Source organism: Paraburkholderia sp. JHI869 (genome assembly GCF_038900775.1).
In the GTDB taxonomy this organism is placed as follows: Bacteria; Pseudomonadota; Gammaproteobacteria; order Burkholderiales; family Burkholderiaceae; genus Paraburkholderia.
On the sequence record NZ_JAYMSC010000006.1, the window covers coordinates 224,657 to 248,333 of the forward strand.

Below are 23,677 nucleotides of genomic sequence, written 5' to 3' on the forward strand. Positions count from 1 at the left end.
CAATCGTGTTTGCTACGCGATTCACAGCGGCGAATCAGCGGCGGTTCGAGCCCGACACGACATCGATCCACACGGCGAGCACGAGAATGCCGCCCTTCACAATCATCTGCCAATACGCGTCCACGTCGAGCATCGACATGCCGTTATCGAGGCTCGCCATCACGAGCGCGCCGATCAGCGCGCCATACACGGTGCCCGAACCGCCGCGCATCGACGTGCCGCCGATAAAGCAAGCCGCGATCGCATCGAGTTCGCCCATCGTGCCCGCCGAGGGCGAACCGGCCGCGAGACGCGCCGTGTTGACGATGCCCGCGAACGCGCACATGAGCCCCATGAGCGCGAAGATCGCGAGTTTCACGCGATTCGTGTTGACGCCCGAAAGGCGCGTGGCTTCGAGGTTCGACCCCACCGCGTAGATGCGCCGTCCGAACACGGTTTGCGTGGCGATCCATGTGAAGATACCGAGCAGCGCGAGCAGCAGCAGCACGGGCACCGGAATGCCGCCGTAGCTGTCGAGCATCAGCACGAACGCCAGCAGGATCGCGCCCGCGCCGACGATCTTCACGCCGTCCTGCCAGAGCGGCACGACGCTCAGCTGATAGCGCCTGCGGTTCGCACGCTGGCGCACCGTGAGCACGGCGAGCAGCACGAAGAGCGCGAGCGCCAGCACGTCGCCCGCTACGCGCGGCAGATAGCCCTGGCCGAGAAACACGAAGTGATCGGACACCGGCGCAATGGTCGAGCCGCCTGTGATGCCGAGCAGTACGCCGCGAAACGCGAGCATGCCGCCAAGACCCACGATGAACGACGGCACGCGTCGATACGTCGACCACCAGCCGTTGAAGAGGCCCACCAGCACGCCGAGCACGAGCACCACCGGCACGGTCACGCCGATCGGCCAGCCGCGATTGACATCGAGAATCGCGGCCACGCCGCCGAGCAGGCCCAGGAGCGAGCCCACCGAGAGATCGATCTCGCCCGCGATGATGACGAACACCATGCCGCATGCGAGCATGCCCGTGATCGACATCTGCCGCAGCAGGTTCGACACGTTGCGCGGCGTGACGAACGCGCCATGCGTGAGCAGCGAAAAAAACAGCCAGATCACCGCCACTGCAAGCAGCAGCGCGAGGATCTTGTAGCGCGCGAAAAGTTGCTGAAAGCGCATGGCGAAGCCGTTACCGCCATGCGGTAGTTCTTCGCGTGCGCCTTGGGTCGTGACGTCGGGGGTCATGCTGCACTCGCTGTATCGGGTTGGGCGCGCACGCTCTGGATCGCCGCGCCAAGAATGTCTTCCTGCGTGAGGTCGTCGTTGACGAAGTCGCCGCGCAACTCGCCCTCGCCGATCACGAGCACGCGGTCGCTGATGCCGAGCACCTCGGGCAACTCTGACGACACCATCACGATCGCCACGCCGCGCTTGGCCAGCTGGAAGATCAACTTGTAGATCTCGTACTTCGCGCCGACGTCCACGCCGCGCGTCGGCTCGTCGAGGATCAGCACCTTCGGGTCGGTGAGCAGCATCTTGGTGAGCACCGCCTTCTGCTGATTGCCGCCCGAGAGACTTGCAATCGACAGCATGGGGTTCGCTGCCCGCACCGAAAGGCGCTGCATCTCCGTACGGATCGTGTCGAGTTCGGCGGCGGTGTCGATGCGTCCATGCTTCGAGAAGCGCTGCAGCACCGAGAGCGTGATGTTGTGCCCTACGCCCAGTTGCGGCACGATGCCGTGGCGCTTGCGGTCCTCCGGCACCATCGCGATGCCTGCGTTGATCGCATCGAGCGGCGAACGGATTTTCAGCGGCTTGCCTTCGAGCAGGACCGTTGCCGAGCAAGCGCCCGCATACGCGCCGAAAATCGCCTGCATCGTTTCCGTGCGGCCCGCGCCGACGAGGCCGGCCACCCCGAGGATCTCGCCACTACGCACCGAGAATGAGACGTCGTCCACGCGCTTGCGCCGCGGATTCGTCACGTCGTAGCAGGTCACGTTGCGTGCCTCGAACACGACCTCGCCAATGTCATGCGGTTCGCGCGGAAAGAGATTGCGAATCTCGCGCCCCACCATCATCGCGATGATGCGGTCGGTGGTGAGCGACGCCATCGGTTCGGTGGCGACGTGACGGCCGTCGCGGATCACGCTCACGGTATCGCACACGGCTTCGACCTCGTCGAGCTTGTGCGAGATGTAGACGCAAGCCACGCCGCGGCGCTTCAGGTCGCGCACGATGTCGAGCAGGATCTTCGTTTCCGCCGCCGTGAGCGAAGACGAAGGCTCGTCGAGAATCAGCAACTTCGCGCGCTTGTTCAGCGCCTTGGCGATCTCGATGAGCTGTTGATGGCCGCCGCCATAGTTCATCACCGGCTGCGCCACGTTGATGGCGTCGATATTCAGCTCGCGCAGCAGTTCGTCGGCGCGCTGGTACATCGCCGCGTAATTCATGCGGCCGCCGGGCAGCGTGATTTCGTTGCCGAGGAAGATGTTCTCGGCCACCGAAAGCTCCGGCACGAGCATCAGTTCCTGATGGATGATGACGATGCCCGCGCGTTCAGTGTCGCGCACGTTTTGCGCTTCGAGCGGCGCGCCTTCCCAACGGATCTCGCCGCTCCAGGTGCCATGCGGGTACACGCCCGAGAGCACTTTCATGAGCGTGGATTTGCCGGCGCCGTTCTCGCCGCACAGGCCCACGCATTCGCCGGGCCGCACCGTGAGATCGATGCCGTCGAGCGCTTTCACGCCCGCAAAGGACTTGACGATGCCGCGCATCGTCAGCAAAGGTTCGGTCATACGCTGGTTACTCGCTGCGATGGCCCGCGCTCCCCGATGGGACACGCGGGCCGTCAGGCCATAAGCGTTACTGGCTTGCCAGTTGCGCCTGCGTATAGAAGCCGTCCTTCACGACGACGTCCACGTTGCTCTTCGTGAGCAGCGTCGGCTGCAGCAGCACCGTATCGACCTTCTTCTTGCCGTTGTCGTATTGCGCGTTGTATGCCGGCTTCTGGCCCTTCGCGAGATCGACAGCGAGCTTCGCGGCTTCGCCCGCAATGAGCTTCAGCGGCTTGTAGACCGTCATCGTCTGCGTGCCGGCCACCACGCGCTTGACCGCCGCGAGGTCCGCGTCCTGACCCGACACCGGCACCTTGCCCGCGAGATGCTGTGCGGCGAGCGCCTGGATTGCGCCGCCCGCCGTGCCGTCGTTCGACGCGACGACTGCGTCGATCTTGTTGTTGTTCGCCGTGAGCGCGTCTTCCATGATGCGCAGCGCCGTCGAAGCGCTCCATTCCGGCACCCACTGCTGGCCGACCACCTTGATGTCGCCGCGGTCGATGGCGGGCTTCAGGACCTTCAGTTGTCCTTCACGCAGCATCTTCGCGTTGTTATCGGTGGGCGCGCCGCCCAGCAGGAAGTAATTGCCCTTGGGCTGAGCGTCGAAGACACCCTTCGCCTGAAGCTCACCCACCTTCTCGTTGTCGAACGAGATGTACGCGTCGATATCGGCGTCGAGAATCAGGCGGTCGTACGACACGACCTTGATGCCCGCCTTCTTCGCTTCGGCGACGACGTTGCCGAGCGTCTTCGAGTTGAACGGCACGATCACGATGACGTCGACGCCGCGCGAAATGAGGTTTTCGATCTGCGAGATCTGGCGTTCTTCGCTAGCGTCGGCCGACTGCACCGACACCTTCGCACCGAGCTTTTCTGCGGCAGCGACGAAATAGTCGCGATCGCGCGACCAGCGCTCGACACGCAGGTCATCGATACAGAAGCCGATCTCCGGACGATCCTTGCTTGCGTGCGCGAGCGGCGCGGCAAGCGACAGGCTCGCGAGCACGGCCCCGCATACGAGCGAACTCAGAACCGAACGACGTTTGGCGAAATTCATGTCTCCATACTCCACTTTAAGCCGATTCAAGCGGCATGCGCGAACGCGTCGCCACCGCGGCGATGGTTATCAGGTTGTTGCCGATGTAATTGCGTAACACACGCGAAACGGCAAGGCGTGCGGTATAACCGTAGGACTACCAATCGACTGCACGACTACACTGGCCGTGCAGCTTTTTCTGCGCCGGCGCCTCGCTTCAGGCGCCGGTTGCGAAAACCGGTTCGAGCGCGCGATACAGCGTGCTAAAGGTTGGACGGCGCGCTTCGCGATACCAGGCGTGGCGCGCAGCATCGGGTTCGCGAATCGCCATCACGGGCGGCTGCGGGCACACCTCGTTGAGCGTCGCGCCCGGTTCGAGCGCGAGATGTGCGAGGCGTGCCGCGCCCAGCGCCGGACCCACCTCGCCGCCCGCGCGCAGCGTGAGCGCGCGGCCGCTGATATCGGCAAGCATCTGTGTCCACCAGGCGCTACGTGAGCCGCCGCCAATCACAGTGATCGTCTCCGGCACGAGTCCCGCCGCGTGCAGCGCGTCCATACCGTCGAGCAGCGCGAAGCCCACGCCTTCAAGTGTCGCGTTGGCCAGATCGGCGCGCGAGGTCTGCGGCGTCATGCCATAGAACACGCCCTTGGCATTGACGTTGTTGTGCGGCGTACGCTCGCCGCTCAGGTACGGCAGGAACCACGGCCGGCGCGCATCGCGCTCGGCGTTCGAGTTCGCTTGCGCGTCGGCGAGCAATTCGGCAACGCTTGCGTAACCCGTAAGCTGCGCCGTGAAGTCGAGGCAACTGGCAGCGTTCAGCATCACGGACATCAGGTGCCATGTGTGCGGCAGCGCATGGCAAAAGCTGTGCACAGCGGAATCGGGATTGGCGAGAAAGCCGTCCGAGACCGCGAAATAAACGCCCGAGGTGCCAAGCGAAAGCATGGCGTCGCCGGGCCGCACGATGCCTACGCCCACGGCGCCCGCCGCGTTGTCGCCACCGCCCGCTATGACCGGAATTTCGCGCAGGCCGAATTGCCGCGCGAGTTCGGGCCGCAGCGTGCCGGTCACCTGGTTGCCTTCGAACACGTCCGGCATTTGTGCGCGCGTGAGGCCGCACGCCGCCAGCAAGGTCTCGCTATAGTCGCGCTTCGCAATGTCGAGCCAGAGCGTGCCGGCGGCGTCGGACGGGTCGGTGGCGAACACGCCCGTAAGCAGCCAGCGCAAATAGTCCTTAGGCAACAGTACGTGTGCGATGCGCGCGAAGATCTCCGGCTCGTGCTTGCGCACCCATAGCAGCTTCGGCGCCGTGAAACCCGGCATCGCGAGATTGCCCGCAATGGCATGCAACTGCGCAACCGCGCGCTCAAGCTCGATACATTCGGTGTCCGAACGACCATCGTTCCACAGGATAGCGGGACGCAGCACCTCGCCCTGCGCATCGAGCAGCGTCGCGCCGTGCATCTGGCCAGTCAGGCCGAGCGCCTCGATGCGCGCGGGGTCAATGCCGCGCCCACGCGCCTCGTCGATGAGCGCGCGCAATGCGCTCTGCGTGGCGAGCCACCAGTCTTGCGGCGCCTGCTCGGACCAGCGCGGCTGCGGCCGGCTCACGGTGAGCGGCGCGCTCGCGCTGCCGAGCACGTCGCCCGCGCGGTCGAGCAGCACGGCCTTCACGCCCGACGTGCCGAGGTCGATACCGATGAACATGTCTCCGTCCTTCTTTTTGCGCCAGTTTGCCTTCTATGCGAACTGGCGCAATTGCGAATTTGACGACGCGCGCTAATGTTTTTTCAGGCGGTTTTTCGCGCGCCGTAATACGGCTAGCGCTGGCCGTAGATGGCCTGGTTCACGACATTCTCGAGCCGCTCCTGCTGCCCGCTCGCATGCTGCGGATTCATGCCGTGCGCGAGCGCGTCGGCCGCGAGCGACGAAAGCGAATAGCCGCCCGCCAGAATCTTGCGGCCGAACTCGCTGTCCCAGCCCGCGTAACGCTGGCTGCGGAATTGCTCGAGCCGGTCGTTCTCCACGAGTGCGGCGCCGCGCTCGAGCGCCAGCGCGAGCACGTCGATCGCGCCCACATGACCGTAGAACATGTCTTCCGGATCGGCGCTCGCGCGGCGCACCTTCGCGTCGAAGTTCATACCGCCCGTCGTAAAGCCGCCGTGGCGCAGGATCTCGTAGAACGCGAGCGTGAGCTCTTCGACGCTGTTCGGGAACTGGTCCGTATCCCAGCCGTTTTGCGGATCGCCGCGATTCGCGTCGACACTGCCGAACACACCCAGCGCGAACGCCGTTGCGATTTCGTGATGGAACGAGTGGCCCGCGAGCGTCGCGTGATTCGCCTCGATATTCACGCGGATTTCGTTTTGCAAACCGTACTGCGTAAGGAAGCCGTGCACCGTGGCGACGTCGTAGTCGTACTGGTGCTTGGTCGGCTCCTGCGGCTTCGGCTCGATCAGCAGCGTGCCGGTGAAGCCGGTGCGGTGCTTGTGCTCGACCACCATGGAAAGGAAACGGGCGAACTGCTCGCGCTCGCGCTTGAGGTCGGTATTGAGCAGCGTGTCGTAGCCTTCACGGCCGCCCCACAGCACATAGTTTTCGCCGCCCAGCTTGCGCGTCGCATCGAGCGCGTGACAAACCTGGGTGGCTGCATAGGCGAAGACTTCGGGGTTCGGATTCGTGGCGGCGCCGCCTGCGTAGCGCGGATTCGAAAACAGGTTGGCGGTGCCCCACAGCAGTTTCACGCCGCTTGCCTGCTGGCGCTCGCCGAGGTAGTCGACCATGCGCTTGAAGTTTTCCGTGTAGTCCTTCAGGTCACGGCCTTCCGGCGCCACGTCGGTATCGTGGAACGTATAATAAGGTGTGCCGAGCTTCGAGAAAAATTCGAACGCCGCATCGGCCTTCTGGCGCGCGCGCTCCATGGCGTCGCCGGGCTGCTGCCACGGCCGGTGGAACGCCCCCTGCCCGAAAATATCGTTGCCGGGCCAGACGAACGAATGCCAGTAGCACACCGCGATACGCAGATGCTCTTCGAGCGTCTTGCCGAGCACCTTCTTCGTACGGTCGTAGTGATGGTACGCAAGCGGGTTGTCCGACTGCGGGCCTTCGTATCGAATAGCGGGGATATGTTCGAAATACGACATGATGTCTCCAATGTTGTTGCAGCGCAGCGGCGCAGCGTGCATCCCTCTGTGTGACGCCATACTGCCCGCGACGCGCAAACCGCGGCAATTGCGAAATTGCGTGAGACCTTTAATGTTTCCTGCCGACCGGCGCAGGCGGCGCGCCCGCGAACATGAATGTGCGCCTAAAATAACCGGACGCTTAAAATGACACGCCACAGGCGTGAGAGACATCGTAGCGCGGTGCCCATTTACGCGCACCGCGCCCGAACTGGAGACATGGCGGCTTTCCGCCCGCGCACACGCCGGGCGAACAGACGCCGACACGACATGACCCGTGCCCCCGCATCCCAGACGCCCCACCGCATCGCATTGCTCTTCAACGCGAACAAGGTGTACGACCGCGAGATCATCGCGGGGATAGGCCACTATCTGCGCTCAACCCGCGTAGCGTGGGACCTCTTTCTCGAAGAAGATTTCCGCTGCCGCCTCGCGGGCATCGAACGCTTCGATGGGGACGGCATCATCGCCGACTTCGACGACCCCGCCGTAGCCGACGCCCTGCGCGGCAGCCCGCTGCCGGTGGTCGCAGTGGGCTCGTCATTCGAAGACGCCGGCCAGTACCCCGCCGACGTGCCCTATATCGCGACGGACAACCGCAAACTGGTCTCGCTCGCGTGGACGCACCTGATCGGCGCGGGCCTGCCGAATCTCGCGATGTACAGCCTGCCCGTCGCGCAGGAAAACCGCTGGGCGCAGGAGCGCGAACTGGCGTTCCAGGCGCTCGCCGGCGAAGAGGGCTTGCAGGCGCCGATCTACCGCGGCCAGGCCACCAGCGCCAGCGCCTGGAACCAGTCCATCGAGCAGTTGAGCGTGTGGCTGCACAGCCTGCCCAAGCCCGTCGGTGTGATCGCCGTGACCGACGCGCGGGCGCGGCATTTGCTCCAGGCATGTCTGATTCACGGCATCGCCGTGCCCGAGCAGGTGGCGATCATCGGGATCGACAACGATCCGCTCACCCGCACGCTCACGCGCATTCCGCTCTCGTCGGTCATCCAGGGCACTGAAGAAATGGGCAAGACGGCCGCCCACCTGTTGCACCAGATGCTGCGTGGCGCACGTTTTCCGGGCCAACGCATTCTCGTTCCGCCCGTCGGCATCAACGTGCTCGAATCGACCCGGCATGAACCGCTGTCGAGCCCGCATGTCATGCGTGCGCGCCACTTCATCCGCCAGTACGCGTGCCAGGGCATCAAGACCGAGCAGGTGGCCGACTACGTGGGCGTATCGCGTTCCTCGCTCGAAGAATATTTCCGGCGCGAACTCCAGTGCACCGTCCACCAGGAAATCCTGCGCCACAAGCTCGATGCCGCGAAGGCGATGCTCGCGAGCCGCGACGCTTCCAGCGCCGAGGTGGCAATCCGCTGCGGATTCACGTCGCTGCAGTACATGTACGCTGTATTTAGGCGGGAACTGGGATGCACGCCGCGCGAATATCAGGACAGTGTGGCGAACGCTTCCGGCCCACGCCTGTCCACTTGATGAAGCGGCATAGGCTACCTCGGACAATCACGCTTTCTTCATACGTTCTCTTCACCTCATGAACACTCTTGCTGCCCATCTGACTTCCGAACCGTGGGGCGCCCTGCCCGGCGGCGACGCCGTGCGGCTTTATACACTGCGCAATGCGCAGGGCATGAAGGTGACGGTCAGCGACCTCGGCGCGACGCTGGTTTCATGGTTCGCGCCCGACCGCTCCGGCCGCCTCGACGACATCATGCTCGGCCACGACACGCCTGCGGACTATCTCGCCGCCACCACGTACATGGGCGCGCTGGTCGGGCGCTGGGCCAACCGCATCGCGGGTGCGCACTTCACGCTGGACGGTATCGACTATCCGCTCGATCGCAACGAAAACGGCAATCTGCTGCATGGCGGCGCGAACGGCTTTCACCGGCAAATGTGGCAGGTGGAAGAGGACCGGGGGTCGCTCGTGCTGCGGCTCGACTCGCCCGAAGGCGACGGCGGCTTTCCGGGCAACGTGAGCGTGCAGGTGCGCTATACGCTCGACGATGAGGGCACGCTCACAATCGAATACGAGGGCGTGACCGACGCGCCTACGCCGCTCAATCTCACGAGCCACGGCTACTTCAACCTCTCCGGCGAAACGAGCCCGGACATTCGCGGCCACGTGCTGACGATCGACGCCGACGCCTTCCTCGAAGTCGATCCCCACCTGGTTCCGGTACGTATCACCGACGTTTCGGGCAGTGCTTTCGATTTCCGGCACGGCGCGCCGCTCGGCGCACGGCTCGACTGGCCGAACCCGCAACTCGAACGCGCACGCGGTTTCGACCACTGCTACGTGCTGCGCGCGCCCGAGAGTACGGCGGGCACGCTGCACGCCGCGCCGGGCCGCTGGCCCGTGCGGCCGGTGGCGCGCGTGTACGAGCCGGGCAGCGGGCGCGAGTTGGCCGTCTCGACCGACCAGCGCGGCCTGCAGCTTTATACGGGGAATTATCTGGAGGGACAGCCGGGACGCCGGGGCGCAACGTGTGCGCCCTATGCGGGACTGTGTCTCGAAGCGGGCGGCTTCCCGAACCAGATCAACATGGACGCGCCCGCCCGCGACGAAGTGGTGCTGCAGCCCGGCAAGACATATCAGCAGGTCACGCAATACCGCGTGAGCGTGCTCGCCTGATGCCGGGCGTCTTGCGTCACGACACCTTGTCGTACTGATACACGCCGCGGCCGGTCTTGCGGCCGAGCTGGCCTGCGGCGACCTTCTCGCGCAGCAACGGACACGCGCGATACTTCGAGTCGCCGAAGTCCTTCAGGAACACGTCCATCACCGAAAGACACACGTCGAGGCCGATCAGGTCCGCCAGCGCGAGCGGGCCGATCGGATGATTGGCGCCGAGCTTCATGCCGGCGTCGATTTCCTCGGCGCTCGCAATGCCTTCCGCGAGCACGAAGAACGCTTCGTTGATCATCGGCACCAGAATACGGTTCACCACGAAGCCCGGCGCATTCTTCACGGCGATCGGCGTCTTCTCGAGGCGCAGCGCCATTTCGCGCACCGACTCGACCACGTCCGGGCGCGTCTGCAGGCCGCGGATCACTTCGACGAGCGGCATCATCGGGACCGGGTTGAAAAAGTGCATGCCGATGAAGCGCGACGGATCGGCGAGCGTGGTCGCGAGCGCCGTGATCGAGATCGACGAGGTGTTCGACGCGATGATCGCGTCGGGGCGGGCTGCGGCTTCGATCTGCTTGAGAATGCGCGTCTTGAGCTCGGCGTTCTCGGTCGCCGCCTCGATCACGAGGTCGACGCTCGCGAGGCGCGGGTAGTCGGTGGTCGTTTCGATGCGCGCGAGCGCGGCGTCACGCGCGCCGGCCTCGAGCTTGCCCTTCGAGACGAGCCGCTCGAGGCTGTGAGTGAGCGTGGCGACGCCTTTGGCGAGCGCCGCGTCGGTGACGTCGATCATCACCGCCTTGAGCCCCGCCACCGCCACTGCCTGGGCGATGCCGTTGCCCATCGTGCCTGCGCCCACGATCCCTACCGATTCGATTGCCATCCTCGTCCTCACTCCTTGTCTGCGACCCCGGCGTGTCGCTATGGAAAATGCCGGTCATGCGGCGCAACCCGTGGTGCACCGCACCAATACCCACAGTGTAACGGGTTGAGCAAATCGACCGGAACTCACGTGACGGGGGGGCTACCGCCGAGTGCCTGCGTGCCGGCGTGAGGACGGACGCGACCCGTCAAGTGCCGCCGATCCGGCCGTAGTCGATTGCAGTGCGCGTATAGAAGAGTTCGACGCCGCCTTGCTCCAGCGTGACGAGGAGCGCGTCGATGGAGGGCTCGTCGGCGACGATCAGCACCACGGCGGGCTCGTCGGCCAGGTCGAAGAAGTGGGCGGCGTGCATCTTCCCGTGGGCGTCGAGGCCTTCGTAGCCTTCCAGCACGGTGATGCCGAAGACGCCTTGCGCACGCGCGGCGTCGATGATCCACGAGACCGCGGACTTGTGGCCCTTCTTGTGCTTGCGGCTCGTGTAGATCGTGAGTTGACTGCCTGCGGGCATGGGAACCTCCATGCAGCCAGGGAAGCGGTAAATAAGCGCCGCGCGACGGGCGCCATGCAAAAAATTCTAGCACGCGTCCTTTCTCGTGCCCGTACGCCGGCGCGCTCGCCGCCGCCCTAGAAGTTGTACTGGAAGTAGATCTGACTGAAGTTCGTACCCGGATTCGGTTCCTTGATATCCGCGTTCGAAATGTGCTGGAAACGGAACCCGGCCTGGTAGTTGCCGTGCTCGCCGAACTGCGCGCCAACGCCGATCACGTCCACGAACTGGAACGACGTCGACGTCGCGCGGTCGGGCGTTTCCCGTACATGCGAGAGAAAGTGAAAGCCCACGCCCGCCTCGATGAACGGCTTGAACCAGCCGCTATCCTTGATGAAGCGAAAAACGGGCGTCACGCCGTATTCCCAGATGTGCGAATAGACGGCGTCGGGCGCGTTCAGCTTCCAGTAGGCAACGTGCGCCTCGCCCACCAGCGTGAAGTGATATCCGCCGATATGCCACCACTGCAGGCCTGGGTCCCACACGAGACCGAGGTCGAGTTTTTTCACGTCGTGGTCCGCGACGCCCGCTCCGAGCTGAATGCCGAATGTGTTGTCCGCTTGTGCACTGGCCGCGCCGAACGCACAAAGCGCGATGAGCGCCCCACGTACCGCATGAGCCGGCCAGACGAATCTTCTTACTTTCATATAATTCACCGATTCGATCGATTCATCATGGCACCATGCGTCGGGCACATCCACATTTACGCAGTTTCGACGTACGCGTAAATTCCATACAAAATTCACCACGCACTTGTCATTTGAAAAGAACAAATCCCGTCACACTCCAAAACTCAATAATGACCCATGCGGATATGAGAGCGAAGTGTAGCGTCGAAGAAACGAACGCGCCCGTTCGCGCGCTAGCAGAGCGCATCCCGTATGGCGCTGCGGCTTGATAAAGACTGACTGAAGGCTTTCAGTTTTCGATTATTGAATCCAGCCAGAATTGCAGACCAGTTATTTACGGAAGGATTTACGCAATACACGCTCGACTTGATCACGAATCCATCTAAATTACTGATCTTCGATTTATAGAGCGTTCAAATTCGCAAATAGCGATTTTCCGATTCGCGTGATGGCGGGATATTCTACTGATTAAAACCCTTGCTTCATTTGGACTCGGGTATTCCCGAACAGCGCCAAATGCGCTGCGTAGTTGTACCCAAATTGAGGACAGACAGCGCACGTGCCCCTCGCATAATCCGCGTGAATTGTGATCCGCGGCAAACAACAACGCCATAACTCTTGCCACGCTCACGTCCCGGTGCTTTTGGAGGAGACACATGAGCCCAACCCCGCAAGGGCATGCTTCGCGCGTGCCGCAAACGTCCGCGCAAGCGCAGTCAGACTGCGCATCCGCCACCGAACAAGTCACGCGCAAGGTCTCGCGCCATCTGCTCGGCTTCCTGTTCCTGCTGTTCGTCGTCTCGTTCCTCGACCGGATCAACATCGGCTTCGCGGGACTGACGATGATGAAGGACCTCGGCCTGTCGAGCACGCAGTTCGGCTTCGCCACCACCCTCTTCTACGTCGCCTATATCGCGTGCGGCATTCCGGGCAATCTCATGCTCGCGCGCGTGGGTGCGCGCCGCTGGATCAGCTTCATCATGATTGCGTGGGGCCTCGCCTCCACCGCGACAATGTTCGCCACCAACGCCACCACGCTCTACTGGCTGCGCATGCTGGTTGGCGTGACCGAGGCAGGCTTCCTGCCCGGCATGCTGCTCTATCTCACCTGCTGGTTCCCGAGCGCATGGCGCGCACGGGCGAATGCCCTCTTCATGATCGCCATGCCCGTGACCGCCGCGCTCGGCTCCGCGGTCTCGGGTTTCATCCTCAAGCTCGACGGCCATGCGGGACTTGCCGGCTGGCAATGGCTCTTCGTGCTCGAAGGCATGCCCGCGGCGCTGCTCGGCTGCGTGGCGTTCTTTTATCTCGACGACACGCCGCGCGCCGCACGCTGGCTCAGCGCGGATGAAAAACGCACGCTCGAAGCCGCGCTAGCCGAGCCCACCCATACGCTCGCTTCGCCCACAGCGCACGCCGCGAGCGAGCGCGGCCTCTGGCAGCAACTGCGCTCGCCGGTGGTCCTGCGCTTCGCGGCGGCGTACTTCTGCCTCGTCAATACGCTCGCGATGGTCGCAGTGTGGGCGCCGCTGATCGTGAAGGGCTTCAGCGCCGGGGCAAGCAACGTCACCGTGGGCCTCATCGCGACGATTCCGCAGCTCGTCACCATCGTCGCAATGATCGCGTGGGGCCGCCGCTCGGACCGGCAGCAGGAACGCAAATGGCACCTCGCCGCGCCCATGCTGCTCTCGGGCTTTGGCTGCGTGTTGACTGCGCAAGGCGGCGCGCCGCTCGTTCAGCTGCTTGGCGTGTGCCTCGCGTCGGCGGGCTCGTACACGGCGATGTCGATCTTCTGGACCACGCCCGATCAGGCGTTCACGCCGCAGGCGCGCGCGGTGGGTATCGCCGTGATCAATGCGATCGGCAATATCAGTTCGGCGGCGAATCCGCTCGTGGTGGGCTGGCTCAAGGATGCGACGCACAGCTATGCCGCGGGGCTCATCTATTCCGCGGTGCTGCTCGTGCTGGGGGCGGTGATTGTCGCGACGTTGCCGATTGGGCGCAGGGATCGCGAGAAGGAAGTCAAAGCTGTTCCGCGCGCGGCGGCTTGAGCGAGCTTGAGCGTGCGAAACGCGCGACGGCAATCGCCGCGCGATTTCGCTGATCCCGCTCGCAATGCATCCGCTTCGCCCGCGCCGTGCGGGCGTTAGCCTGCTAGCGTTCTGCGCCTGCCCCGCTGCGGCGCGCGGTGAATCCCGGCAAACGCTTCACGAAGCCAGTCGCGAGCGCGGTGCCTACGAGAATCGCCGCGCACGCCTCGACCATGCCCATCGACACGCGCTCGCCGAGAAAGAGCGCGCCCCACAGAATGCCGAAGATCGGGATCACGAACGTCACGGTGATCGCGCGCGCCGGCCCCACGGCTGCGATCAGCCGGAAGAACAACAGGTAAGCGACACCCGTGCACGCCACGCCCAGGCCAAGCACCGCGCCCCACGCATGCAGCGAGACGGGCGCGGCAGGCCAGGTGACCAAGGCGATCGGCGCGAGCACGAGCGTCGCGCCGGTCATCGTGCCGGCCGCCACCGTGAGCGGATCGACGCCCGTGAGATGGCGCTTCGTGTAGCTCGCGGCGACGCCGTACAACGCCGCTGCGACGAGCGCTGCGAGAGCGGCGAGCGCGGCGCTTGTCGAAGACGCGCCGTCGCCTGCGTGCGTCACGACTTGATCCCACACGAGCGCGAGCACACCCAGAAAGCCGATCACGAGCCCGACCACGCGCGGTCCGCTCAAACGGTCCTTGAGCCAGACATACGCGACGACTGCGCCCCACAGCGGCGTGGTCGCGTTGATCACGGACGTGACGCCCGCGGAGAGCGTGAGTTCGGCCCACGCGAAAAGACAGAATGGCGCGGCGGAATTGAGGATACCGACGACGAAGAGCGGCCACGCGCGTTCGCGCAGCGTGCCGAGTGCTTCGCGCGCGGGGCGGCGTGAGAACAGTACGAGCAGAAGGAACAACGCGCCGATGCCGACGCGCAGCGCCATCAGCGGCGCGACGCCGAAATCGGTCACGCCGACGCGGATGAACAGAAACGACCCACCCCATAGGGCGGCCAGGAAGACCAGTTGCGCAAGTTCGATCGGGTTCATGTGAGGTAGCGCTGTATGAGCACGGGGTTGCGCGCCGGCGCTTGACTATAGGAATCGCGGGCGCGAAGTACGCGTATCGTAAGGCGACCGGCACGCGCCGTATAACGAAGGATTCTCACCGATATGTGAGAAAAATTGACAGCCGGATCTTGCGGTGTCATTGCGCCACGCGTTTTGCAGCGCGCAAAAGACAAAGCCCGCGTAATCTTTCGATTACGCGGGCTCTATTTTTTGGTCGGGGCGAGAGGATTTGAACCTCCGACCACCTGCACCCCATGCAGGTACGCTACCAGGCTGCGCTACGCCCCGAGAGCTAGAAAGTATAACAGAGAGTTTCTCTAATTAGAACCGCTTCGCGCGTAATTCGTGAACGACTCACATGCATGCATTCAGAGCGGTGTTCAGCGCCCAAGCGCATCGAGCACATGCAGCAATTCCTTGCGCAATTGATCGACGTCCACGAGCGCGGTCGTGCCTTCCGCTACCGGCGCGCCCGCGGCTTCAGACTGCGCCGCTTCGTCGGCCGCCGCTCCATGCGAGTCGAGCCGATTGCGCGCGCCGTTGATCGTGAAGCCCTGCTCGTAGAGCAGTTCGCGAATGCGACGGATCAGCAAGACCTCGTGATGCTGGTAATAGCGACGATTGCCGCGCCGCTTCACCGGCTTCAACTGCGTGAACTCCTGCTCCCAATACCGCAGTACGTGAGGCTTCACGCCGCACAGTTCGCTCACCTCGCCAATGGTGAAGTAACGCTTGGCGGGTATGGGAGGCAAGACGACCTTTTCGCTTGTCGATGTCATCGCCGGTTTGCCGTCGTGGTGGTTGCGCAATGAGGCGTCGCCGCCTGGGTCCTTGAAGTCCGCTTTTCTTCGCTTGATTCACGCCCGCCATATTGCCACCGCCGCGGGCATACAAGCTCAACGCATCAACGCGTGAAGCTCGCCTCGGCGCCGCTCTCAACAAGCGCCTTGAGCTTCTGGCTCGCATGGAACGTCACCACGCGACGCGCCGCGATGGGTATCGCCTCGCCTGTTTTCGGATTGCGTCCAGGGCGTTGCGGCTTGTCGCGCAACTGAAAATTGCCGAAGCCGGACAGCTTCACGCTGTCGCCGCTTTCCAGCGCGTCGCGAATCACTTCGAAGAAGGCTTCGACCATGTCTTTCGCTTCGCGCTTGTTGAGACCGACGTTGTCGAACAGCAGCTCTGCGAGTTCGGCTTTCGTCAGCGTGGGCGTATCGTTCGTGGCGCTTGCCGACGAGGCAGGGATGTCGCGAATCATGGCGCTACGCTGTGCCGCAAGAAGGGCTTCGAAATCACTCGAGTTCATTTCGTTCATCTATCTATGAAATGGCGCGCTTCTGGTTGCGAGGTTCACTTTCAACCTCGCAAACCGGAAGCCGATGTCGGTACGTGATGAGCCGAGGAGCTTATCCACGCAACCGGGCGCCATACACTCGAGCCAGGCGATCCACCAGGGACTTGATGGCCGCATCGACCGTTTCGTCCTGAAGGGTTCCGCCAGTATCTTGCAGGGTCACCCGGAAGGCAAGGCTTTTCTCGTCCGCGCCAAGTCCGGAAGTATTTGATTTTGCACGAAATTCATCGAAAAGCGCAACCCTCTGCACAATCCGGCAAGCCTCGTCTTGCATGCCCTTCTGGAACTCGTCGAGCAGCGCTTGCACCTCGATCTTTTGATCGACAACAAGAGCGATGTCGCGACGGGCCGGCGGGAATTTCGAGACTTCAGTAGGCGTGGGCAGGTCGCGCGCCATCAGTGCGTCGGACTCGACCTCGAAGAGCATCGGTGCGTGCGGCAGGTCGTACTTCTGCATCCAGCGCGGATGCAGCTCGCCAATCCAGCCCACGGCACGGCCATCGACTTCGATGCGCGCGCTACGTCCCGGGTGCAGCGCGGGGTGCTCGGCCTTCACGAAGCGCGGCGTCTTCGCAGCGCCGAGCGATGCGAACAGCGCTTCGAGATCGCCCTTCACGTCGAAGAAGTCCACGCCGCGCGTTTGTGCGCCCCACTGCTCTTCGAGCGCAGGACCGTAGGCGAGCGCACCGATCATCTTCGGTTGTGCGAAACCTTCCACCGCCATCTCGCCCGCCTTGATCGACGGATCGTTCAGGAACACGCGGCCTGCCTCGAACACGCGCACGCGGTCGGCGCGGCGGTTGAGGTTATGACGCAGCACGTTGATGAGGCTGCCGAACAGCGTCGTGCGCATGACCGAGAGCTGGCTCGCGATCGGGTTCAGCAGCTTCACGGGATTCGCGTTGCCCGCGAGGTCCTGCTCCCACTCGGCGTCGACGAAGCTGAAGTTGATCGTCTCAGCGTAGTCGCGCGCGGCGAGCGCGTGACGAATGGCGTGGATCGAGCGGCGCGTTTCGTTGGTCGCGCGCATTTCGCTGCGCGCAACCGGCGGCAGCGCCGGAATCTTTTCGACGCCGTAGATACGCGCGACTTCTTCGATCAGGTCTTCTTCGATCTCGATGTCGAAGCGGTACGCCGGCGGCGTGACGCTGAAGCTCTCGTCACCCTCATTGTCAACGCCGCGGGTGAACGTGAGGCCGAGGCGCGTGAAAATCTGCGCGATCTCATCTGCACCGATCTTCACGCCGATGATGCGGTTCGCGCGCGCCACGCGCATCTTCACCGCTTCGCGCTTGGGCACGTTCACGGTTTGATCGTCGATCGGGCCGGCTGCGCCGCCGCAGATATCGAGGATCAATTGCGTGATGCGCTCGATGTGCTCGACAGTCGTCGACCAGTCCACGCCGCGCTCGAAGCGATGGCCTGCATCGGTCGAGAAGTTGTAGCGGCGCGAGCGGCCACGAATGCTGTCCGGCCACCAGAACGCAGCTTCGAGATAGATGTTCGTGGTGTCGAGCGTCACGGCCGTGCTGTCGCCGCCCATGATGCCCGCGAGGCTTTCGATCTCGCGGTCGTCGGCGATCACGCCCACCGTTTCATCGACTTCGACGGTGTTGCCGTTGAGCAGCTTGAGCGTCTCGCCCTTCTTGCCCCAGCGCACGTCCATCGAGCCGTGGATCTTGTCGAGATCGAACACGTGCGACGGGCGGCCCAGTTCGAGCATCACGTAGTTCGAGATATCGACGAGCGCCGAGATGCTGCGCTGGCCCGAGCGCTCGAGGCGCTCGACCATCCACGCAGGCGTCCTCGCGTGCGCGTTCACGCCGCGGATCACGCGGCCCGAGAAGCGGCCGCACAGGTCGGGCGCCGAGATCTTCACGGGCAGCTTTTCATCGAGCTTGACTTCGACCTTCGGATACACGGGCGCTTGCAGCGGCGCACCGGTGATCGCGGCCGTTTCGCGCGCGATGCCGTACACCGAAAGGCAATCGGCCTTGTTCGGCGTGAGCTTGATTTCGAAGATGGTGTCGTCGAGATTCAGCGCTTCGCGGATGTCCTGGCCGATCGGCGTGTCTTCCGGCAGGATCATCAGACCGCTGTGGTCTTCCGAGAGCTTGAGTTCGCGCGCCGAGCACAGCATGCCCTGGCTTTCCACGCCGCGCAGCTTCGAGAGCTTGATCGCGAAAGGCTTGCCGCCTTCTTCCGCGGGCGGCAGTTCAGCGCCCACGAGCGCCACGGGCACCTTGATGCCGGGCGCGACATTGGGCGCGCCGCACACGATCTGCAGCGTCTCGCCGGTGCCGGCGTCGACCTGCGTGACGTTGAGCTTGTCCGCGTCCGGGTGCTTCACGACTTCGAGCACGCGGCCCACGACGATCTTCGTGGTGGCCGGCGCGGCCGGGCTCAGGCCTTCGACTTCGAGGCCGGCCATCGTGAGCGCGTGGGCCAGTTCATCGGTCGTGAGCTTCGGATCGACAAAGCTTCTCAGCCAGGATTCGGGGAATAGCATTTGGTTTTACGTTCCAGACAGATTGTGACCGTCGCGAAGGCGGGTTCTCGCGCACCTTGTTCAAGTGCTGCGTCCGCCTCGCGCTCTCCTAACGAGTGCGTCGCCTCGATTACGCGAACTGGCGCAGAAAGCGCAGATCGCCTTCGAAGAACAGGCGCAGATCCTGCACGCCATAACGCAGCATCGTCAGGCGTTCGAGGCCGCTGCCGAACGCAAAGCCGATGTAGCGCTCCGGGTCGAAGCCCATGTTGCGGATCACGGTCGGATGCACCTGGCCCGAACCTGAAATCTCGAGCCACTTACCGGCGTTCTTGCCTTGCTCGAACATCATGTCGATTTCGGCCGAAGGCTCCGTGAACGGGAAGTACGACGGACGGAAGCGTACCTGGATGTCGTCACGTTCGAAGAACTTCTTGAGGAAGTCGGTGTAGACACCCTTCAGGTCTGCGAAGCTGATGTTCTCTTCGATCCACAGGCCTTCGACCTGGTTGAACATCGGCGAGTGCGTGGCGTCGCTGTCCACGCGATACGTGCGGCCCGGCACGATCACCTTGATGGGCGGCGTGTGCGTGCGCGCATAGCGCACCTGCATCGGACTCGTGTGCGTGCGCAACAAAAGCTGACGGCCATCGGCGTCCTTGCCGTCCACGTAGAACGTGTCCTGCATGGAGCGCGCCGGATGGTTTTCCGGGCTGTTGAGCGAGGTGAAGTTGTACCAGTCGGTTTCGATCTCGGGACCGTCGGCCACGTCGAAACCGATCGAGCCAAAGATGCGCTCGACGCGTTCCCACGTCTGCATCACGGGGTGCAGGCTGCCCGTGCCCGTGCCGCGGCCCGGCAGCGTGACGTCGATCGCCTCGGCGGCGAGGCGCTGGTTCAGGAGCGCGTCCGCGAGCGCCTGGCGGCGCGCGTTGAGCGCAGCTTCCACCTGCTGCTTGACGGCGTTGATGCGTGCGCCTTCGGTCTTGCGCGTTTCCGCGTCGAGCTTGCCGAGACCCTTGAGCAGTTCGGTCAGCGCGCCGGACTTGCCGAGAAAGCGAGCCTTTTCGTTTTCAAGCGTGTTGACGTCGGGGGCGGAAGCGAACGCGCCTTGCGCGTCGGCGACAATCTGGTCCAGATCCATTGATCCCATCTTTTCAGCGTCAGAGTTTGAGACTTGAAGCATCTTCGCGGTCACGGCACGCCAGACACAAGCCTGACCATGACGGCGCGAAGACACTACATGATGCGGCGCAAGAAGCGTTACTACCAACAAAAACGGGGCTCGGTGAGGAGCCCCGTTTTTGTTGCAGCATCACCGAGACGACCGGAATGTCTGCTGCAACGAACCTGCGCAATACCTATGCTTACCAGCGCTTAGGCAGCGACGGCGGCCTTCACCTGCTTGACGATCGCAGCAAAAGCAGCCTTGTCGAACACAGCCATGTCAGCCAGGACCTTACGGTCGAGTTCGATCGAAGCCTTCTTCAGGCCGTTGATGAACACGCTGTAGGTCATGTCGTGCTGACGCACCGCCGCGTTGATACGCGTGATCCACAGTGCGCGGAACACACGCTTCTTGTTGCGGCGATCGCGGTAGGCGTATTGGCCTGCGCGCATGACCGCCTGCTTGGCGATGCGATAGACGTTATTGCGACGGCCGCGGTAACCCTTGGCCAGGTTGATGATCTTCTTGTGGCGGGCCCGTGCGGTAACCCCACGTTTGACTCGAGGCATGTTTCGCTCCTATGAGTTATCGGTTGAGGATTACGCGAACGGCAGCATTGCGCGCACGGAGTTCAGATCGGAATCATGAACGGCCGTTGCACCACGCAGATGACGCTTGTTCTTGGTGGTCTTCTTCGTCAGGATGTGACGCTTGAAGGCTTGACCGCGCTTGACGGTACCGCCCGGACGAACCACGAAGCGCTTTGCAGCGCTCTTCTTGGTCTTCATCTTCGGCATGACAGACAACTCCATTATTTGATGGACATGGGTGTGCGGTTGGCGCGGTGTTCACACACCTTGCCGGGACTCCGCCCTTCGAAACCCACTCCACTTGTTTTGGCGACTGGCTGGCTTTTGAAAAACAAGCTTGCCGCCGCTTTCAGGAAAAACGCCCGTTTGCCGCACTTCACGTGCAGCGCGCGGGCGCCGTTCCGGAACCTGCTTCCCGTCTTCCCCATGCACTCACGGAAAAGACGCCATTCAAAACTTCATTCAGCCGCCGCGCAGATCGAACCGCGCGGCACGCCAGATTACTTCTTCTTCTTCGGGGAGAGCACCATGATCATCTGGCGCCCTTCCATCTTCGGCATCTGCTCGACCTGACCGACTTCTTCGAGGTCGGTGCGCAGGCGCTCGAGCATGCGCATGCCGATTTCCTGGTGGGCCATTTCGCGGCCGCGGAAACGCAACGTGATCTTCGTCTTGTCGCCTTCATCGAGGAAGCGGATGAGATTGCGCAGCTTGACGTTGTAATCGCCGTCGTCGGTACCCGGGCGGAACTTGACTTCCTTGACCTGGATGACCTTCTGCTTGAGCTTGGCCTCGTGCTGCTTCTTCGATTCCTGGTACTTGAACTTGCCGTAATCCATCAAGCGGCATACGGGAGGCACCGCCTGAGGAGCAATTTCAACCAGATCGACGTCCTGCTGTTCCGACATGCGGAACGCATCGGCCAGCTTTACGATGCCGAGCGGCTCGTTCTCGATTCCGACGAGACGCACCTCGGGTGCAGTGATTTCACCGTTGATGCGATGCGACTTATCCGTAGCGATGTTACGTTTCCTCTAAAAATTAAAAAAACGAGCCGCGCTGCCGCAGTGGCTTACTTGAACGTCTTGACGTCTTCCGCAAGACGCGCGGTAAAGGCTTCGACCGGCATTACGCCCAGATCGACGCCGCCACGGGCACGCACGGCTACCGTTTGTGCTTCACGCTCCTTGTCGCCTACGACAAGCAGGTACGGGACCTTCTCAAGCGTGTGCTCGCGTATTTTATAGCTAATTTTCTCGTTGCGCAAATCGCCCACCACTCTAAGCCCTTGTTTTTGCAACGATTGGACCAGATTCGCGGCATATTCGGCCTGACTTTCCGCGATATTCATCACAACGGCCTGCACCGGAGCGAGCCACGGCGGCATCGCGCCGGCATGGTGCTCGATCAGAATTCCGAGGAAACGCTCCATCGAACCGAGAATGGCGCGGTGCAGCATGATCGGGCGGCGGCGGCTGTTGTCTTCGGCCACGTACTCGGCGCCAAGGCGCTCCGGCAGGACCATGTCGAGCTGCAGCGTGCCGCACTGCCACGAGCGGCCCAGCGCGTCCTTGATGTGGTACTCGACCTTCGGACCGTAGAACGCGCCCTCGCCCGGCAGCTCTTCCCACTGCAGGCCGCAGGCCGTGAGCGCCTCGCGCAGACCCTGTTCGGCACGATCCCACGTTTCATCCGTCCCCGCGCGCGAATCCGGGCGCAGCGAGAGCTTGATGTCGATGTGATCGAACCCGAAATCCTTGTAGATGCTCATCGCCAGCGTGTTGAAGGCAATCGACTCGCTGATGATCTGGTCTTCCGTACAGAAGATGTGCGCATCGTCCTGGACGAAGCCACGCACGCGCATAAGGCCGTGCAGCGCGCCGGACGCCTCATTGCGGTGGCACGAGCCGAACTCCGCATAACGCAGGGGCAGATCGCGATACGAGCGCAGACCGTGGTTGAACACCTGGACGTGGCCCGGGCAGTTCATCGGCTTGATCGCGTAATCGCGCTTTTCCGACTCCGTCGTGAACATGTTTTCACGATAGTTCTGCCAGTGACCCGACGCTTCCCACAGCGAGCGGTCCATGATCATCGGCGTCTTGATTTCGTCGTAGCCGGCCACGCGCAGGCGGCCGCGCATGTACTGCTCGACCTGCTGCCAGAGCGTCCAGCCCTTCGGGTGCCAGAACACCATGCCCGGCGACTCGTCCTGCATGTGGAACAGGTCGAGCTGCTTGCCGAGCTTGCGGTGGTCGCGCTTTTCGGCCTCTTCGAGCATGTGAAGGTACTGGTCCTGGTCTTCCTTCTTCGTCCAGGCCGTGCCGTAGATGCGCTGCAACTGCTCGTTCTTCGAGTCGCCGCGCCAGTACGCGCCCGCAACCTTCATGAGCTTGAAGACCTTGAGCTTGCCCGTGGACGGCACGTGCGGGCCGCGGCACAGGTCCGTGAAGCCGCCGTGCGAGTACAGCTTGATCTCTTCCGCACCCGGAATCGACTCGATGATCTCGGCCTTGTACTTCTCGCCAATACTCTTGAAGTAGTCCACGGCTTCGCCGCGCGTGACGACGCGGCGCGACACCGGCTCGTCCTTCTTCGAGAGTTCCTGCATGCGCTTTTCGATCTTCTCGAGATCTTCCGGCGTGAAGGGACGGTTGTAGGCGAAGTCGTAGTAGAAGCCGTTGTCGATGACCGGACCGATCGTGACCTGCGCTTCCGGATACAGCTCCTTCACCGCGTAGGCCAGCAAGTGCGCCGTGGAGTGACGGATGATGTCGAGGCCGTCGGCGTCCTTGTCCGTGACGATGGCGAGCGATGCGTCGCGATCGATCAGCGTCGACGTATCGACCAGTTCGCCGTCGAGCTTGCCGCCGAGCGCCGCCTTGGCGAGGCCGGGGCCAATCGAAGCCGCCACCTCGGCGACCGTGACGGGATGATCGTACTGTCGAACCGAACCGTCGGGCAGACGTATCGCAACCATGTTTTTCTCCAGAAGTGCCGCGAAGGCACATCGTATTGTTCGTGGGAACAGACTGCGGAAAACTTCACAGCGAAAAAAAATGCGGCCCCGCTTTCGAGGGGCCGCATTCACTTTTCAAACCAGACTGCAGAGGCGAAAGAGGTCCTCGACTAGCGTCGCTCCGAAGTAGTTTCGGTAAACGTTCGCGGTGTCATAACCGTATTCGCCTTATGGCGCTTCCTTTGTCAGTACAGCGCTTACTGCATTG

Annotated in this window: 20 protein-coding genes and 1 tRNA gene; 3 read left to right on the forward strand and 18 right to left on the reverse strand. The window is 63.1% G+C overall.

The window, feature by feature from the left end:
- Positions 1-34: 34 nt before the first annotated feature.
- The 5 genes from VSR72_RS13815 to xylA all read right to left on the reverse strand — a co-directional run bounded on the left by VSR72_RS13815 (position 35) and on the right by xylA (position 7,003).
- Positions 35-1,234: a sugar ABC transporter permease gene (locus tag VSR72_RS13815; RefSeq protein WP_342952896.1), complete on the reverse strand. Its 1,200-nt coding sequence runs from the start codon at positions 1,232-1,234 to the stop codon at positions 35-37.
- Positions 1,231-2,784 carry a D-xylose ABC transporter ATP-binding protein gene (gene xylG / locus VSR72_RS13820; RefSeq protein ID WP_342952897.1) on the reverse strand — a complete coding sequence of 518 codons (1,554 nt, stop codon included), beginning with the start codon at positions 2,782-2,784 and terminating at the stop codon, positions 1,231-1,233. Before xylG ends, VSR72_RS13815 begins: the two co-directional genes overlap by 4 nt.
- A gap of 67 nt (positions 2,785-2,851) precedes the next feature.
- A complete protein-coding gene (gene xylF / locus VSR72_RS13825) occupies positions 2,852-3,880 on the reverse strand; it encodes a D-xylose ABC transporter substrate-binding protein (protein ID WP_342952898.1) in 1,029 nt (342 codons plus the stop codon).
- 196 nt (positions 3,881-4,076) lie between these two features.
- Positions 4,077-5,567, reverse strand: coding sequence for a xylulokinase (gene xylB, locus VSR72_RS13830; RefSeq protein ID WP_342952899.1), 1,491 nt, complete (start codon positions 5,565-5,567; stop codon positions 4,077-4,079).
- 113 nt (positions 5,568-5,680) lie between these two features.
- The gene (gene xylA / locus VSR72_RS13835; RefSeq protein ID WP_342952900.1) at positions 5,681-7,003 is read right to left on the reverse strand and encodes a xylose isomerase; all 1,323 of its coding nucleotides are present in this window, start codon (positions 7,001-7,003) and stop codon (positions 5,681-5,683) included.
- A 309-nt stretch (positions 7,004-7,312) separates the two neighbouring features.
- Between xylA and VSR72_RS13840 the strand changes: the two genes are divergently transcribed.
- Together VSR72_RS13840 and VSR72_RS13845 are read left to right on the forward strand one after the other, a co-directional pair.
- Positions 7,313-8,524, forward strand: a complete 1,212-nt coding sequence (locus VSR72_RS13840; RefSeq protein ID WP_342952901.1) for a DNA-binding transcriptional regulator — start codon at positions 7,313-7,315, stop codon at positions 8,522-8,524.
- 58 nt (positions 8,525-8,582) lie between these two features.
- Positions 8,583-9,683 carry an aldose epimerase family protein gene (locus VSR72_RS13845; protein ID WP_342952902.1) on the forward strand — a complete coding sequence of 367 codons (1,101 nt, stop codon included), beginning with the start codon at positions 8,583-8,585 and terminating at the stop codon, positions 9,681-9,683.
- Positions 9,684-9,699: 16 nt separating this feature from the next.
- On the opposite strand, the gene VSR72_RS13850 is transcribed toward VSR72_RS13845, so the two are convergent.
- From VSR72_RS13850 to VSR72_RS13860, 3 genes are all read right to left on the reverse strand, one after another.
- Positions 9,700-10,560, reverse strand: coding sequence for a 3-hydroxybutyryl-CoA dehydrogenase (locus VSR72_RS13850; protein ID WP_342952903.1), 861 nt, complete (start codon positions 10,558-10,560; stop codon positions 9,700-9,702).
- Positions 10,561-10,747: 187 nt separating this feature from the next.
- Positions 10,748-11,068, reverse strand: a complete 321-nt coding sequence (locus VSR72_RS13855) for a DUF190 domain-containing protein (RefSeq protein ID WP_342952904.1) — start codon at positions 11,066-11,068, stop codon at positions 10,748-10,750.
- Between the two features lie 116 nt (positions 11,069-11,184).
- Positions 11,185-11,754, reverse strand: coding sequence for an acyloxyacyl hydrolase (locus VSR72_RS13860; protein WP_342952905.1), 570 nt, complete (start codon positions 11,752-11,754; stop codon positions 11,185-11,187).
- 638 nt (positions 11,755-12,392) lie between these two features.
- On the opposite strand from VSR72_RS13860, the gene VSR72_RS13865 reads away from it, so the two are divergent.
- Positions 12,393-13,787, forward strand: a complete 1,395-nt coding sequence (locus VSR72_RS13865) for an MFS transporter (protein WP_342952906.1) — start codon at positions 12,393-12,395, stop codon at positions 13,785-13,787.
- Between the two features lie 103 nt (positions 13,788-13,890).
- Here the strand turns inward: VSR72_RS13865 and VSR72_RS13870 are convergent, their stop codons facing one another.
- The 10 genes from VSR72_RS13870 to thrS all read right to left on the reverse strand — a co-directional run bounded on the left by VSR72_RS13870 (position 13,891) and on the right by thrS (position 23,430).
- Positions 13,891-14,829, reverse strand: a complete 939-nt coding sequence (locus VSR72_RS13870; RefSeq protein WP_342952907.1) for a DMT family transporter — start codon at positions 14,827-14,829, stop codon at positions 13,891-13,893.
- A gap of 232 nt (positions 14,830-15,061) precedes the next feature.
- Positions 15,062-15,138: transfer RNA gene (locus VSR72_RS13875), tRNA-Pro, on the reverse strand.
- 92 nt (positions 15,139-15,230) lie between these two features.
- Positions 15,231-15,629, reverse strand: a complete 399-nt coding sequence (locus VSR72_RS13880; protein WP_342952908.1) for a MerR family transcriptional regulator — start codon at positions 15,627-15,629, stop codon at positions 15,231-15,233.
- Between the two features lie 125 nt (positions 15,630-15,754).
- Positions 15,755-16,165 (reverse strand): integration host factor subunit alpha, encoded by a 411-nt coding sequence (locus VSR72_RS13885; protein ID WP_028216809.1) that lies wholly within the window; start codon positions 16,163-16,165, stop codon positions 15,755-15,757.
- A gap of 91 nt (positions 16,166-16,256) precedes the next feature.
- Entirely contained in the window at positions 16,257-18,713 is a 2,457-nt protein-coding gene (gene pheT / locus VSR72_RS13890) for a phenylalanine--tRNA ligase subunit beta (protein WP_342952909.1), read from the reverse strand.
- 109 nt (positions 18,714-18,822) lie between these two features.
- Positions 18,823-19,836: a phenylalanine--tRNA ligase subunit alpha gene (gene pheS / locus VSR72_RS13895; protein WP_342952910.1), complete on the reverse strand. Its 1,014-nt coding sequence runs from the start codon at positions 19,834-19,836 to the stop codon at positions 18,823-18,825.
- A 233-nt stretch (positions 19,837-20,069) separates the two neighbouring features.
- The gene (gene rplT / locus VSR72_RS13900; RefSeq protein ID WP_004192938.1) at positions 20,070-20,429 is read right to left on the reverse strand and encodes a 50S ribosomal protein L20; all 360 of its coding nucleotides are present in this window, start codon (positions 20,427-20,429) and stop codon (positions 20,070-20,072) included.
- 30 nt (positions 20,430-20,459) lie between these two features.
- Positions 20,460-20,657 (reverse strand): 50S ribosomal protein L35, encoded by a 198-nt coding sequence (gene rpmI, locus VSR72_RS13905; protein ID WP_004191477.1) that lies wholly within the window; start codon positions 20,655-20,657, stop codon positions 20,460-20,462.
- 293 nt (positions 20,658-20,950) lie between these two features.
- The gene (gene infC, locus VSR72_RS13910; protein ID WP_084068824.1) at positions 20,951-21,472 is read right to left on the reverse strand and encodes a translation initiation factor IF-3; all 522 of its coding nucleotides are present in this window, start codon (positions 21,470-21,472) and stop codon (positions 20,951-20,953) included.
- A 50-nt stretch (positions 21,473-21,522) separates the two neighbouring features.
- Positions 21,523-23,430 carry a threonine--tRNA ligase gene (thrS, locus tag VSR72_RS13915; protein ID WP_342952911.1) on the reverse strand — a complete coding sequence of 636 codons (1,908 nt, stop codon included), beginning with the start codon at positions 23,428-23,430 and terminating at the stop codon, positions 21,523-21,525.
- Positions 23,431-23,677 lie beyond the last annotated feature (247 nt).